This window comes from Arthrobacter sp. BC5 (assembly GCF_056680255.1).
The window spans coordinates 1,916,719-1,930,621 of sequence record NZ_CM155273.1 but is presented as its reverse complement, the minus strand read 5'-3'; the positions used below and the strand labels follow the sequence as shown (position 1 = coordinate 1,930,621).

Below are 13,903 nucleotides of genomic sequence, written 5' to 3'. Positions count from 1 at the left end.
GAACAGAATCAGGGGGCTCTCAGGGTCCAATCAGGGTAGCTCCCGATACCCTGCCCGGCGGGCCGGCGGAAGGATGGAGGCATGACATCAGCACCGACACCAGGCGGGCCGTCCTGGCAGCATGAACCGGCCGCACCCCATCAGGCGGGAGGTCCCGCCTCGTCGTCGTTCTTCCGCTGGGTCCGCGGCCTCGACATCACCAGGGCACCCGATCGCTGGGTGGGGGGAGTCGCCGGCGGCGTGGCCCACCGCACGGGCCTCGACCTGGCCCTCGTGCGCGGACTGATCGTGGTCCTCGCGGTCTTCGGGGGCATCGGCGTGCTGCTCTACGGGCTCGCCTGGGCACTGCTTCCCGAGCCCGACGGACGGATCCACGTCGAGCAGGCCGGTCGCGGTTCGTGGACCTCCGGTCTGACCGGGGCGGCAGCCCTCGTGGCGATCGGCCTGTGGCGCCCGAACCTCCCCCTCCTGGGCGACGGCGGGGGCGGTGCCGGCCTCCTCTGGGCACTGTTCTGGATCGGTGCCGTCGTCCTCTTCGTCTACTGGATCGTGAACCGTTCCGGTGGCCAGGCGCGCCCCGGCAGTCCTGCCGGCGGCCCTCAGGGCTCCGGCGGAACCGGCGGGTCCACGCCCCCGTTCGGACCGGCACCGACCGGCCCCGCCACGCCACCCGCACCTGCCGCACCGGGCGGTCAGGGCCCCACACGCGGCCCCACCGACGGGCCGTCCGACGGCCCTGCAAGCGGCCCCACCGACCGGTCAAGCGACGGCCCTACAAACGGCCCCACCGACCGGCCAGCCGACGGATCCGACGGATCCGACGCCCCCGCGGCGGGGCGTGCATCGGACCCCGCTCCCGGCACGGCGTCCGGCACGGACGGGTACGACGACGATGACGGACGGGGCGCGGGCCTGCAGGAGGAGTCCGTGCACCGGACGGTTCCCCTGCCGTACCAGGGCGCTGCCCTGACCGAGCCCTACCCGCTGCCCTACCGGCCGGGACAGGACGCCTGGTCCGGTTATCCGTCCGCCTATTCCGAGCCGTCATCGGCGGGATCGGCGTTTCCCGGCCGGACGGCGAGCGCGACCAAGGCGCGAGCGGAGCGCCCCGCCCGACCTTCCGGGCCCGTGACGGCGCTCCTCATCGGCGGGGCGGTCGTCGTGGCGGCGGTCCTCCTCGTCCTCGACTACGCGGCCGTCCTCGACCTCGCCAACCCTGCCGTCGTCGCGCTGGCATCGGCCGCGATCGTCCTCGCCCTCGGCATCGTGGCGCTGGGGGCCCGGGGCCGCACGTCCGGCGTCGTCGGCTTCACCGCGGCCCTGGCGACCCTCGGGGCCCTCGGCGCGTCCTTCACGGTCGTCGGCGGAGCATGGATCGTGGCACAGGACACGAGGACGACACCGGCCTCGCTCCGGGCGGCATCGGACGGGTACAGCGTCCTGGCAGCACAGACCACCATTGACCTCACCGATCTGCCCGCACCCGGACGGGACGTGGTGGTGCCGGTGAACTCCCTGGCCAGCGACGTCACCGTGATCGTGCCGGCGGACGTGCCCGTCGAGGTGCGGACCCGCATGGCGCTGGGCGACGCGGACGCCCGTGGCGCCTCCACCGGCACCGACAGCCCGCCTCCCGTCTTCCAGAACGACGACGGGCTCCTGCAGGTTCGCAACGGCGACCTGAATCCCGAAGCCACCGGGGCGGCTCTCGTCCTGGAGGTGCGGGGAGCGCTGAGCGACGTCTCGATCATCACGGAAGCCGGCACCGACAGCTCCTTCGCTCCCCGTACCAGTACCTCCACCCCGACAGGAGACATCCCATGAGTACCTCGATACCCGCACGGAGGCGCAGGACGCGCGTCGTCACCGTCGTCTGGGGAGCCGGAATCCTCGCGGTCGCCGTCCTGATCCTCCTCGGCCAGTTCTTCGCCCTGTCCATCGATCCGGTGGTGGTCGCCCTCGGACTGCTCGTCGGCGTCGGGCTGTCCCTGATCGCAGGAGGCATCCTCTCGCTCCGCAGCCGGCCGTCGTCGGAGGACCAGGACGACGACCGCGACACGACGGCATACTGAGCTCCACCACCTCTCCCCAACCGAAAGGCACACCATGCAGTCCTTCTACCGGATCCTTCGCTCATCCCCCATCAAGCGTGCTCCCGGGGGAATCCTCGGGGGTATCGCCGCGGGCATCGCCGCACAGTACGGCTGGCGCGTCAGCTACGTCCGCATCGCGATGCTCCTCACTTTCCTCCTCCCGTTCATCGGCCTGCCGCTCTATGCGGTGCTGTGGCTCCTGCTGCCCACCACCGATGGCAGCATCGCGCTGGAGAAGCTCCTCACCAGCCGCTAGGCAACCATCAGCCCGTTCCGGAGGGGCATCCGCGCAGGGCCGGCGGGTGCCCCTTCCTGCTGGGCGACCTGCAAGGATGGATCCGTGCCGAAGACCTCCGCTGTCCGCAGCTTCCCCCGCCTGCTCATCGCGTCCTGCGTGTTCCTCTTCATCTCCGGCTACTTCGTGGTGCGGTTCCCCGACGTCGAGGGTGCGAGCTATGCGTCCTACGGCTTCAACCTGCTGATCGCGCTGCCGGCGTTCATCGCACTGGTGCGCCAGTTCGGCGCCGCCCGGGGAGCCGCGGCCCTCGTGGCCGTCTCCGTCTTCGGCTACCTGATCGAGGGCTTCGGCGTAGCCACCGGGGTGCCCTACGGGGAGTTCTACTACGGGGACCCCCTCGGTCCCACGATCCTCGGCCTCGTGCCCTACCTGCTGCCGCTCTCCTACGTGCCGCTGGTCATCGGGGCGGTGGCGGTGGTGTCGGGAACAGGGACGGCGCTGCGCAGGATCGTCCTCGGCGGCCTGCTGCTCGTCGTGATCGACGGCGTCCTGGACCCCGGCGCCGTGGCCCTCGGTTTCTGGATCTGGCCGGGTGGCGGCCCCTACTACGGGGTGCCGCTCTCCAACTACGGCGGGTGGCTGATCTCCGGGCTGATCGCCTCGGCACTCGTGACGTGGATCGGCGGACGGCGGCTCACCGACGAGCCGCTGCGCCCCGGCCTGCTCGACAGCCTGCTGGTCTCGATGTTCCTGTGGCTGGGCGTCTGCGTCTTCTCGGGCCTCGTGTTCCCCGCGGTGCTCGCCGCCGCGCTGATCGTCCTGCTGGTCCGTCGTCGCCTGCAGCTCACCCGGGCCGCGAACGCGTTCCCGGAGACCAGCGGGACGAGGGATGCCGCGTCGCGGCACTGATCAGGCGACGGGGCCCAGGCGGGCCAGCAGCTTCTGCGAGGACATCATCGCTCCCCCGAGGACGGCGGGCAGGCCGCCGCCGGGATGCACCGAGGCGCCCACGCGCCACAGCCACGGCCGCAGCGGGTCGGAGTAGGGCGGGACGTGGAACGGGCCGCTCAGCCAGGCTGGATGCACTGCCCCGTAGAGGGCACCGCCGGCCGAGCCGCGCTCGCCGAAGTAGCCGGGGTCGAGGATCTCGTGCCTCTCGAAGTAGTGCTCGATGGGCTCCGGCAGCCCCAGCACGCGCGTCGTCCGATCCAGTTCACGCCGCACGAACGGATCATCGAGCGAGTAGCTCTTCCCGTTGGCGGGCGCGGTGAGGAGCAGCGCGAGGCTCGCGGACGCATTCGGGTAGACGCCGTGCGCAGGGTAGTAGTTGGCGAACGCCATGGTCTGCCCGGGCTCGTCACCCGCCTCGAGACTCGCGTACAGGGCGGCGGGATCGTCCGGCAGGATCACGCCGTGCCGTGCCGTGCCATCCGGGAGCGGGCGGGCCAGGACGGCGTAGATCCCGACCGCGGAGCAGGTGAGCTTGCGCGGGGTGCGGGGAGCCCGTCCGGTGAGGAGGCCGGCGAGGCGGTGGGCATCGAGGCCGCTCACGACGGCGTCGGCCGGGTAGGTGCCGGCGGAGGTGACCACGCGCCGTCGTCCGATGCGCTGCGCGGGCTCGCCCGTGCGGATCTCGACGCCGGCCTCCAGCGCCAGCCGTTCCAGGGCCAGCACCAGCTCGTAGACGCCGCCTTCCGGGATCCAGACGCCGTCGTGGGCCATGATCGCGGGCATGCTCGCGTACAGCGCCGGTGTGCGGGTGGGGCTGACGCCCGCGTTCAGCGTGTGGATCGCGATGACCTCGCGCAGCCCGTCCGGGAGCCAGTGCAGGCTGTCGAGGTAGCTGCGGGTGGTGAGCCGTCGCCCGTACAGGCCGCCGAGCCTGGCCAGCGCAGGGTAGGCCGCCCTCTCCAGCGGACCCGTGGTGAGCAGGCGTGAGACGTCCGCGCCGAGGACGCCGTGCTCGGCCGCGAAGCGTTCCCAGGCCTCGTGCCAGGGGTGGCCCTCCGGCACGGGCAGCGCGCACTCCCCGCCCCGGTAGTAGTAGGTGCCGACCTCCGGCAGCCGCTCGAGCCGCAGGTCGGCCGTCTCCGCGGCAGGGGCGGACCCGGGGCGTCCGACGGCGTCGAGCAGATGCAGGAGTTCCTGCCACACCGACGGGAAGGTGAAGAGCGACGGTCCGGTGTCCACGCGCTGCCCCGCGAGCTCGATGCGGCGGCTCTTGCCCCCGACGCTCGACGAGGCCTCCAGCAGCGTGACGCCGTGCCCGGCGCGCGCGAGCACGGCAGCTGCCGTGAGGCCGCCGATCCCGCCGCCGACGACGACGACGCGGCTCATCGGTAGAGGCCCAGGGTCAGGGCGACGACGAGCTGCACCCCCGCGACCGTGCCCGCCACGTAGGGGAACGCGATGGAGTACCGGTACAGCCGGTGGCCCGTCTCGGGGCGCGGATCCCGGTACAGCCCCAGCAGGAGCCAGCCCGCGATCAGGGCGTTCACCGCGGCGACGGGGAGGTTCACGAGGGCGAAGCACACCGTCGCCACCACCCACCACGCACCGCTCCACGCGACGACACCGCGGGCGCCGAGGCGGACCGCTGTCGTCGTGATGCCCACCGCCCTGTCCTCGTCGATGTCCTGGACGGCGTCGTAGGTGTGCTTGGCCGCACTCCAGGCCATGAGGCCGATCGCAGCGGCCCACACCGGCTCGCCTCCGAGCGCGTAGGGCACGAAGACGAGCGGGAAGGCGTAGGCCGCGTTGCTGATCGAATCGAGGTACGGGCGCGCCTTGAACCGCAGCGGCGGGGCCGAGTAGAAGACGAAGACGAGCGCGTAGAGCGCGATCCAGGCGAGGGCGGCAGGGGGAAGAGTGGCCGCGAACCAGGCGAGGAACGGCACGTTGGTGACGAGGACGGAGATCCAGATGGCACGGACCTCGGAGGACCTGATCCGGGCACCCTCGAGTGATCCCTTGCGGGGATTGAGGGCGTCGGTGTCCTGGTCGAAGATGTCGTTGACGCCGTAGATGAGCAGGTTGAACGGCAGCGTCAGCCACAGCAGGAGGGCGAGCGCCTCCGCCTGCCAGAACGTGCCGGTGAGCCACATCCCGACGACACCGGTGCCGAGGGTGTTGATCCAGAGGACCGGTCGGGAGATGGAGACCATGCGCAGCGCCGCTGGCGCAAAACCTGCCTGGGGCACTGCTGGGGTCCTCCTCGGACGGCGTGGCGCGCGATCAACGGGATTCGGGCCCGCTCTGCGCCGGATGGTCCCAGCCTACGGCGTGCGCAGGGGCCTCGGGTTCCCTGCGTGGCGGCGTGGTGGAAGGCAGGCCGGTGCCGCCACCGGTGTGTGTCTAGAATCATAGGCGGGCCCGACGACGTGCTCCTGATGCACCTCCCACCCATCGTCAAAGGAAGCCCACCCCACATGAAGATCGGAATCCTCACCAGCGGCGGCGACTGCCCCGGGCTGAATGCCGTCATCCGCGGCGCGGTGCTCAAGGGCATCAAGGTGCACGAGCAGGAGTTCGTCGGATTCCGTGACGGCTGGCGCGGCGTCGTCGAGGGCGACATCATCGACCTCCCCCGCCACGCGGTGCGCGGGATCTCGAAGCAGGGCGGCACCATCCTCGGGACCTCGCGCACCAATCCCTTCGAGGGCAACGGCGGAGCCGAAGCCATCAAGGCGAACATGCAGCGCCTCGGCATCGACGCGATCATCGCGATCGGCGGCGAGGGGACGCTGGCCGCCGCGAAGCGCCTCACGGACCTGGGCCTCAAGATCGTGGGCGTGCCCAAGACGGTGGACAACGACCTCGATGCTACCGACTACACCTTCGGCTTCGACACCGCCGTGCAGATCGCCACCGAGGCCATCGACCGGTTACGCACCACGGGCGAGTCCCACAGCCGGTGCATGATCGCGGAGGTCATGGGCCGCCATGTGGGCTGGATCGCCCTGCACGCCGGGATGGCGTCCGGCGCCCACGCCATCCTGATCCCCGAGCAGCAGACGAGCATCGAGCAGATCGCCGAGTGGGTCTCCACGGCAAACGCCCGCGGGCGGGCGCCCCTCGTCGTCGTCGCGGAGGGCTTCGTCCCCTCCCACATGGACCAGGCGCACTCCGAGCGCGGCCTCGACACCTTCGGCCGCCCCCGCCTCGGCGGCATCGCGGACCAGCTCGCACCTGAACTCGAGGCGCGGACAGGCATCGAGACACGCGCCACGATCCTCGGCCACATCCAGCGCGGCGGCGTCCCGACGTCCTTCGACCGCGTCCTCGCCACCCGCCTCGGCATGGCGGCGGTGGACTCCGTGAAGGACGAGCTGTGGGGCACCATGGTCTCCCTCAACGGCACGGAGATCGCCCACGTGGGCTTCGAGGCGGCGCTCGGCAACCTCAAGCGGGTTCCGCAGCACCGCTACGACGAAGCCGCCATCCTCTTCGGCTGAGCCCATGGACCTCGACCCGGGAACGGTCTCGATCATCCAGCTCGCCTGGTCGCGGCTCCTCGGCCTCCGCGACGACGCGCTCGGTGACGGCGGCAGCGACCGCCTGTACAGCATCGACGACGACGCCCGGGCGCTGACCTTCGTGACGCTCTTCGGGCGGGAGGTGCTCAGTGGACCGGGCTGGGCCATCCAGGCCGGGCGCGGCCTCCCGGGCCTGGACCTGCGCAGCCACTCGACGCTGCTCTCCATCAGCCGTGACCACGGAGGCCGGGGGCTCGGGGAGGCACAGCTGTATTTCTGCGACGCCCTGCCACAGTTCGAGGGACCTGCCGCCGTCGTCTCCAGCGAGCCCGGGCTCGTCCGCGCCCTCGAGCGCCGGTGCCCGCCCGACGACGTCGCGGAGGCTGACCTCGGCGGCGTGGAACACCCCTTCGTCCTGGTGGACGAGACGGACGCCCCGGAGGCGGCGCAGCCGACGCCCCTGGCCGGCGCCGGCTACGACATCTGGGAGGGGATCCTGGCGCACATAGCCGTGATCACGCCGCCCGATGAGCGGCGGAAGGGCTATGCCGGGCGCATCGTCGCCGTCGCCGTGGAGGAAGCCATGGCCGCCGGACTCGTGCCGCAGTGGCGGGCGCGCACGGACAGCACGGCATCCCAGCGCACGGCCCGCCGAGCCGGATTCGTGTTCGCGGGAACGCAGACGTCGGTACTCCTGGATACCTGAGATCACCGGTGTGTCGCCTGGGCGGCCAGCACTACCTGCCGAGCCCGAAGACGCCCGGCACGGGGTGGAGTGGTAGCTCGCCGGCCGCTTCCGCGAAGGCTTCGAGCGCAGTGCTCAGTGTCGAACGTTCCGAGGCGGGCATGAGGCGCATGATGTCGAGGATGATCGAACGGCGGCGTGCCATGATCCGGGCGACGAGGCTCTCCCCCTTGCCGGTGAGCGCCACTTGCTGGAAGCGCCGGTCATCGGGGTGCGTCGTCTTCCCGATGAAGTCCGCCCTGACGAGCCGGTCGCAGATGCGGGTCGCGTTCGACGCATGAATGCCCAGGTCCGCCGCGATCAGACCGGGAGTCCGTGGCCCCTTCGTCGAGATCAGGACCAGGACCCTCCACTGCAGCGGCGTCATGGCGTCGTCGATCTCGACCATCGATCTCGCCGCCACCGCGATCAGGGCGCGGGAAGCCACCATGACCGCGTCCACCTCGGCATCGGGGATCCATTCGTCCTCCATCCCACCCAGTATTGCGCTGCGGCGCCGCCACCGGCAAAGCCGGCGGACCGGCGGTGGTCCGGGCTTCCCCGTCTTCGCGGAGTGCTTGCGCGGGCGCAAGCAGCGAAGTACAGTGCCTCCATACGAACGTCGTCCGCTCCGTGGGAGGCAGGAACCATGTCGCTGACCAGGCACGAACGTCACGAGCTGGCCCTCCTGGAGAACCAGTTCACCGCCCTCGAGAATCGAGCGTTCAGGGCGCTCGGACCCGCCCCTCGATCCGGGCTGCGGGGTGGTCCGTGGCGGAACGGGATCGGTTTCGGGATCGGCCTCGGGATCAGCGGCCTGGCCCTGTTCATCGCCGGCGTTGCACTGAACAGCGTCTTCGTCAGCGTCACGGCGGCGATCGTCGTCTCCGCCGCCGTCCTGTGCCTGGGGTGGCGCTTCCTCGGCTGGCTGAACAAGAACGCCGAGACGTTCGACCACCCGCGTCCCCGCAATTCCGCCTGAGTCGCCGGGACGGCTGCAGTAGGCGATCCGGTGGCGGGGTCCTCTCGTGCTCCGACGACCGGGCTGGGCGACGACCGGGCCGGGCGACGACCGGGCTAGGAGAAGAGCGCGATGATCTCGGTACGCCCGAACATGTCGGCGGCTGCGCGGGCCGACGGCGTTCCCGCGTCGGGATCCGCGCCGGCCCCGACGAGGAGCCGCACCACGTCGGTGTGGCCCTTGAAGACCGCGCCTGCGAGGGGCGTCTGGCCGCGATCGTTGGCCTGGTCGGGCTCGGCACCGCGCGCGAGGAGGTCGCGGACGATGGCCGGGTGCCCGTTGTAGGCGGCGAGCATCAGCAGGCTGTCACCGGCCGTATTCGTCAGGGTGAAGGGAACACCGGCGTCGAGGTACCGCATCAGCGTGGTGTCGTCCCCCTGCCGGGCGGCGTCGAACAGCGTATGCGCCAGGGCGATCGCAGCGGCTGCCCCGTCGTCCGTGCCGGATCCGCCGGTTGCTCCACCGCCGAGCCCTCCGCTCATCGCGGCGACCTCAGGAAGCCCGTGGCCCGCCCGACGACCTGCCCGGCGTCCGGCGCCACGATGACCTCCTGGCCGGCCGAGTACGCCTCCTCGCCGTCCTGCACCAGCAGGTCGGCCGAGGCGTCGACGGAGCGCTTGAGGACGGCGAGGGCGATCGGCCCCATCTCGTAGTGGTGGCCCACCGAGGTCACCCTGCCCACGGTGCGGCCCTCGCTCAGCACCGCGCTCCCGGGCGCCGGGAGCGTGTGCTGGCTGCCGTCGAGGTGCAGGAAGGTGAGCCGACGTGGCGGGTGTCCGAGGTTGTGGACACGCGCGATGGTCTCCTGCCCCTTGTAGCACCCCTTGGCGAGGTGCACGGCCGTGCGCATGAGGTCGAGCTCGTGCGGGATCGTCTTCTCGTCCGTCTCGAAGCCGGCACGCGGACGCCAGGCGGCGATGCGCAGGGCCTCGGCGGCAAGCGACCCGGCGAGGGCGAGCCCGGAAGCGGAGACGACGGCGTCGAGGTCCGCGCGCGGCACCAGGTACTCGAACCAGGTCCTTTCCCGGCCCGGGTGCCGGCCGTCGTCGACGGTGGAGTACGCATAGCCGCCCGCGCCGACGGAGGGCCACGGGTCCTCCCACACGAGGACCTCCTCCCCCAGTTCCGGCAGTGCCCGCGTGGCACCGAGCACGGCCCACTGCGGTGTGGCGTCCGTGACGTCGACCCGGAGCATGAACTTCATGCGCTCGAGCCAGGCAGCGAGCGGCCCGGCTTCCCCGCCCTCGGTGACGAGCCAGGTGGTGGCTCCGTCATCGAGGACGTGTGCGGAGTATTCGATCCGCCCCTGCACGGTGAGGAGCAGCGTCTCCGAGCTCTGGCCGGGAGCGAGGCCGAGGAGCAGTTGCGAGGACAGCGTATTGAGCCAGCTGAGGCGATCAGGCCCGGAGACCGTCACGACGCCGCGGTGCGAGAGGTCGACGAGGGCCTGTCCTTCGGCCAGCGCACGCTGTTCGCGGAAGGGATCGCCGTAGTGCGAGGCGACTCCGGCATCCGCTCCGCCGCCGTCGACGGCTCCGGGTCGGCTGAGGAGGGGACTGGTGGTGGTCATGACGGTATAACGCCTTCTCTACGGGACTATTCCTCCACCGGGTGCACGTGCCGGCGGACATGCCGGGACGGGTACGGTCAGGAGGTCTTCTTCAGGATGGCGGAGGCATGGGCCTCGAGGGCGTTGCCGTCCGCGGCCACGTCCCAGCGCCAGTACAGGTCGCCTTCGACCAGGCCGAACAGGCGGGTGGCCGCGGTGTACTCCTTGGAATGCTGGCCGCGCATCACGAGGTCGGTGCTGAGCTGGATCTGGGGGCCCTTGATGCTGCCGTAGTAGAGCTCCGCGATTCCTCCCGGATGCACGATGGTCGCCGTGATGTCGAAGCCGCCGGCCTCGTTGCGGAAGTGCTCCACCTCGTCGGCCGTCTTGAGGGCCGGGACGATGTCCGCGGGACTCAGGCCCGGTCCGACGTCGGCGTCGTTCAGCTTGCGGTCGAGTGCCCAGAAGCCGGTCTCGACCGAGAGCGGCCGCAGCTGCGAACCGTGCTCGTCGATGAGCCACGATTCAGCGCTGTACTGCAGGTAGGGCAACCCGTTGTGGGAGAACACGACGCGCTGGGCGAAGCGCTCCGACTCGGCGGTTCCCTCGCCGAGCATCCCCGTACCCTCCCAGGTTCCGAGGAGCCACGACAGCGGGACGAGCTCGGGCGTCAGGTCGGTGGGCAGGTCAATCGACATGGGGACTCCGGGTCAGTCGGCTACTTCTGGCCCTTGTACAGGCGCGTGATGACGAGGGCTGCGAAACCTGCCATGCCGAGACCGGCGACGACCAGCAGCGAGATGAAGAAGATTTCAAGAGCAAGAATGGACATGCCCCCATCCTAACGCCCGCCTCGGACGGCACGGCACCGGCCTTCGCACGGCCGGTGGGCCTGTCCGGGCGAGGGACGGCGATCAGGAGAGGAAGAGCTTGTCGAGGAAGTAGACGACCGCGCCGATCGCGAGCACGGGGGTGACGCCCGCCGCACTGGCGGCGACGGCCGTCAGGGGCGCTTCGCGCGCGAGGAGCAGGCGCCGGGTGCCCGCCATGATGGCGCCGCAGGCCAGTCCCACGACAGCGGCCGCGAGGGCTGGGACGTCGGTGAACAGCAGCGCTCCGAGCGGACCCGCGAGTGCCGCGAGGAGGACAGCGGCCGGCGCGACGAGGCGGTCCGGGAGGGGCAGGAGGCAGACCGCGATCGCCACGAGGATACTGACGCCGGTCAAGAGCGTCATCCCGGAATCGGCAGCATTGACGGCGAGGCGGTCCGCGGCCACCCAGCCCGCGCCCATGCCGACCGCGACGACCCCGGAACTGGCCCCGAGGGTCGATTCCAGCCGGTGGCTCTGGCCCGTTCCACGCACGAGCTGGATCATGAAGACGGCACCGACCCCGAGGGCCACCGACGCCGGGAACCAGGTCAGGAACGACGGTCCCGGGCTGGTGGCCGTCAGGACGACGGCGAGGAGTGCTGCCAGCCCGATGGCGGCGGACTGGCTCTTCTTGGCCGGTACGCGCAGGATGTGGGGCCAGCCGACAGCGGCGACCATACAGGCGAGAGCCGCAGCGATCGCCACGGCGGGGAGGGAGACATAGGAGGAACCGACGATCGCCCCGGTCGCCAGAGCCGCGGCTCCGGCCGCTGGGGCAACACTCGTCCTCTTCACCCTGCAATACTGCCCTACCGGCACGTGGGGTGGGAAAACGCGGGCTCGGTGGTGGGGCGCCGGCGTGCGCCGCATCACAGGGGCTGCGGCTATACTTGTCGAAATCTCTACCGCCGTGGCCCCTCGGGCCCTGACGGCGCCGCTGCCCGATGATGCGCATTCCCGACCCGTGGAGGACACATGCCGCACATCCTGATGCTCACGAACACCACCGGCTCGTCGGTCGACATACTGCCGGCCCTCGAATTGCTCAACCACAAGGTGCACATCCTCGCGGCAGAGCCCACAGCACTCCTCGAGACCGAACCGTGCGACGTCGTCCTGGTGGACGCGCGCAAGGACCTCGTCGGCGCCCGCTCCCTCACGCAGCTGCTCAAGGCGACCGGCCTGAGCGCCCCCCTCGTCCTCGTCCTCACCGAAGGCGGCATGGCGGCGGTCGCCGCCAACTGGCTGGCGGACGACGTCGTGCTGGATTCGGCCGGACCCGCCGAGGTCGAGGCCCGCCTGAGACTGGTGATCGCGCGGTCGACGGCGACCAGCGAGGAGGCGAGCACCGAGATCCATGCTTCCGGCGTCGTGATCGACGAGGCCAGCTACACCGCCCGGGTCGGAGGAGAGCCGCTGAACCTTACGTACAAGGAGTTCGAACTCCTCAAGTACCTCGCCCAGCATCCCGGCCGCGTGTTCACCCGCGACCAGCTCCTGCACGAGGTGTGGGGCTACGACTACTACGGAGGCACGCGCACCGTCGACGTCCACGTGCGGCGCCTGCGCGCCAAGCTCGGCGCCGACCATGAGCAGCTGATCGGGACGGTGCGGAACGTCGGATACCGCTTCACGCTGACGCGCCTTCCGGAGGACCGCAGTACCGTCAACCAGGACGCCTGAGCGCCGGCAGAGAACGAAGAAGCCCCTTCCACCCGCGGGTGAAAGGGGCTTCTTCGTGGTCCGGACGGAACCGGAACCGGAAGTGGAGGACATACGGGTCGAACGTATCGCGGGCACCCCACTGGTGCATCCCCCTCGAGCAGTTCACGACATTACCCCACGCCGGACCGGCGGCCAAACCCGCCTGCCGGACGGGGACTAGGCTGGGCGCATGACCGCCGCAGAGCACTCCCCCATCTGGTCCATCGACAGGATCGCCGGCACCCCGGCACCCGAGATCCTCGGGGAGATACGGCGCCTCGCCGGCTCGGCAGCCGAAGCCGACGGCAACCCGCCCCTGTCCGAGCAGACCCTCGTGACCCTTCGCGCACAGGACGCCGGGGACCGCCTGCTCGTCTTCACCGCGCGCACCCCGGGACCGCAGGAGAGCGACCTGGCCGGCGTCGCCGTCGTCACCCAGGGCGCGGAGGACGGGGCCGTCCTAGAACTCGTCGTCGGGCCGGACTGCCGTGGCGAGGGCGCGGGCACCGCGCTCATCGAGGCGGTCCTCGCCGAGCGCATCAGCGACCTCCGCGGCTGGTCGCACGGCAACCACTCCGCCGCTGCGGACCTCGCCGCGCGCTTCGGCTTCGAACCCGTGCGGGAGCTGTGGCGGATGCGCCTGACGCGCGCGGCCGTCGAGGAATCCGTCCCCGAACTGCGCCTGCCCGCCGGCGTCGTGCTGAGGACGTTCGTGCGCGGCCAGGACGAGGACGCCTGGCTGGCAGCCAACGCCGCGGCCTTCGCGCACCATCCGGAGCAGGGCGCCACCACGCGCGCGGACCTCGAGGCGCGCATGGACGAGGACTGGTTCGACGCCGACGGCTTCCTGCTCGCCGTGCGGCAGCAGGATGGCAGCCTCCTCGGCTTCCACTGGACGAAGATCCATGCCGGATCAGGCAGCCACCCTGCCATGGGCGAGGTGTACGTGGTGGGGGTGACTCCCGAGGCGCAGGGCATGGGGCTCGGGAAGGCGCTCACGATCGCCGGGATCGAGCACCTGCACGGCAAGGGCCTGCAGGCCATCATGCTGTACGTCGACGCCGACAACACGGCTGCGGTGGCGCTCTACCGGAAACTCGGGTTCACGCGCTGGGACGTCGACGTCATGTACGCGGGCAGGACGGCCCGACCCACCTTGTAAGGTTATTTTCGAGGCGCGCCCGGCTGTCCCAGCGGGGTGGCCGCCACCATGTCCGCCCACTCTGC

At 71.0% G+C, this 13,903-nt stretch carries 16 protein-coding genes; 9 read left to right on the top strand and 7 right to left on the bottom strand.

The window, feature by feature from the left end; all coding sequences use genetic code 11:
- Positions 1–81 precede the first annotated feature (81 nt).
- The 4 genes from AC1MFI_RS08960 to AC1MFI_RS08945 all read left to right on the top strand — a co-directional run bounded on the left by AC1MFI_RS08960 (position 82) and on the right by AC1MFI_RS08945 (position 3,240).
- Complete coding sequence (locus tag AC1MFI_RS08960) at positions 82–1,824, top strand: PspC domain-containing protein (RefSeq protein ID WP_479816269.1); 1,743 nt, start codon at positions 82–84, stop codon at positions 1,822–1,824.
- Positions 1,821–2,072 (top strand): hypothetical protein, encoded by a 252-nt coding sequence (locus AC1MFI_RS08955; RefSeq protein ID WP_479816267.1) that lies wholly within the window; start codon positions 1,821–1,823, stop codon positions 2,070–2,072. The genes AC1MFI_RS08960 and AC1MFI_RS08955 overlap by 4 nt, the downstream gene beginning before the upstream one ends.
- A gap of 34 nt (positions 2,073–2,106) precedes the next feature.
- The gene (locus AC1MFI_RS08950; protein WP_479816265.1) at positions 2,107–2,349 is read left to right on the top strand and encodes a PspC domain-containing protein; all 243 of its coding nucleotides are present in this window, start codon (positions 2,107–2,109) and stop codon (positions 2,347–2,349) included.
- Between the two features lie 84 nt (positions 2,350–2,433).
- Positions 2,434–3,240: a carotenoid biosynthesis protein gene (locus AC1MFI_RS08945; RefSeq protein ID WP_479816263.1), complete on the top strand. Its 807-nt coding sequence runs from the start codon at positions 2,434–2,436 to the stop codon at positions 3,238–3,240.
- Here AC1MFI_RS08945 and AC1MFI_RS08940 read toward each other — a convergent pair whose 3' ends face one another.
- Positions 3,241–4,668, bottom strand: coding sequence for a phytoene desaturase family protein (locus tag AC1MFI_RS08940; RefSeq protein WP_479816261.1), 1,428 nt, complete (start codon positions 4,666–4,668; stop codon positions 3,241–3,243).
- Entirely contained in the window at positions 4,665–5,531 is an 867-nt protein-coding gene (locus AC1MFI_RS08935) for a UbiA family prenyltransferase (protein WP_479816259.1), read from the bottom strand. The genes AC1MFI_RS08940 and AC1MFI_RS08935 overlap by 4 nt, the downstream gene beginning before the upstream one ends.
- A gap of 228 nt (positions 5,532–5,759) precedes the next feature.
- Here AC1MFI_RS08935 and AC1MFI_RS08930 point away from each other — a divergent pair, with 228 nt between their 5' ends.
- A complete protein-coding gene (locus AC1MFI_RS08930; RefSeq protein WP_400482758.1) occupies positions 5,760–6,785 on the top strand; it encodes a 6-phosphofructokinase in 1,026 nt (341 codons plus the stop codon).
- 4 nt (positions 6,786–6,789) lie between these two features.
- Complete coding sequence (locus tag AC1MFI_RS08925; protein ID WP_479816257.1) at positions 6,790–7,512, top strand: GNAT family N-acetyltransferase; 723 nt, start codon at positions 6,790–6,792, stop codon at positions 7,510–7,512.
- A gap of 31 nt (positions 7,513–7,543) precedes the next feature.
- Here AC1MFI_RS08925 and AC1MFI_RS08920 read toward each other — a convergent pair whose 3' ends face one another.
- The gene (locus tag AC1MFI_RS08920) at positions 7,544–8,023 is read right to left on the bottom strand and encodes a MarR family winged helix-turn-helix transcriptional regulator (RefSeq protein WP_479816254.1); all 480 of its coding nucleotides are present in this window, start codon (positions 8,021–8,023) and stop codon (positions 7,544–7,546) included.
- A gap of 156 nt (positions 8,024–8,179) precedes the next feature.
- Between AC1MFI_RS08920 and AC1MFI_RS08915 the strand changes: the two genes are divergently transcribed.
- Positions 8,180–8,512 carry a DUF3040 domain-containing protein gene (locus tag AC1MFI_RS08915; protein WP_479816252.1) on the top strand — a complete coding sequence of 111 codons (333 nt, stop codon included), beginning with the start codon at positions 8,180–8,182 and terminating at the stop codon, positions 8,510–8,512.
- A gap of 95 nt (positions 8,513–8,607) precedes the next feature.
- Here AC1MFI_RS08915 and AC1MFI_RS08910 read toward each other — a convergent pair whose 3' ends face one another.
- The 4 genes from AC1MFI_RS08910 to AC1MFI_RS08895 form a co-directional block, all read right to left on the bottom strand.
- Positions 8,608–9,033, bottom strand: coding sequence for an ankyrin repeat domain-containing protein (locus AC1MFI_RS08910; protein ID WP_479816249.1), 426 nt, complete (start codon positions 9,031–9,033; stop codon positions 8,608–8,610).
- On the bottom strand, positions 9,030–10,121 hold the full coding sequence (gene ygfZ / locus AC1MFI_RS08905) for a CAF17-like 4Fe-4S cluster assembly/insertion protein YgfZ (protein WP_479816247.1): 1,092 nt from the start codon (positions 10,119–10,121) through the stop codon (positions 9,030–9,032). Before ygfZ ends, AC1MFI_RS08910 begins: the two co-directional genes overlap by 4 nt.
- A 77-nt stretch (positions 10,122–10,198) precedes the next feature.
- Positions 10,199–10,798, bottom strand: a complete 600-nt coding sequence (locus AC1MFI_RS08900; RefSeq protein ID WP_479816245.1) for a nitrobindin family protein — start codon at positions 10,796–10,798, stop codon at positions 10,199–10,201.
- Between the two features lie 216 nt (positions 10,799–11,014).
- Positions 11,015–11,767 carry a hypothetical protein gene (locus AC1MFI_RS08895; RefSeq protein WP_479816243.1) on the bottom strand — a complete coding sequence of 251 codons (753 nt, stop codon included), beginning with the start codon at positions 11,765–11,767 and terminating at the stop codon, positions 11,015–11,017.
- Positions 11,768–11,947: 180 nt separating this feature from the next.
- Here AC1MFI_RS08895 and AC1MFI_RS08890 point away from each other — a divergent pair, with 180 nt between their 5' ends.
- Complete coding sequence (locus tag AC1MFI_RS08890; RefSeq protein WP_479816240.1) at positions 11,948–12,655, top strand: winged helix-turn-helix transcriptional regulator; 708 nt, start codon at positions 11,948–11,950, stop codon at positions 12,653–12,655.
- A gap of 211 nt (positions 12,656–12,866) precedes the next feature.
- Complete coding sequence (gene mshD / locus AC1MFI_RS08885; protein ID WP_479816237.1) at positions 12,867–13,838, top strand: mycothiol synthase; 972 nt, start codon at positions 12,867–12,869, stop codon at positions 13,836–13,838.
- The last annotated feature ends 65 nt before the right edge of the window (positions 13,839–13,903 follow it).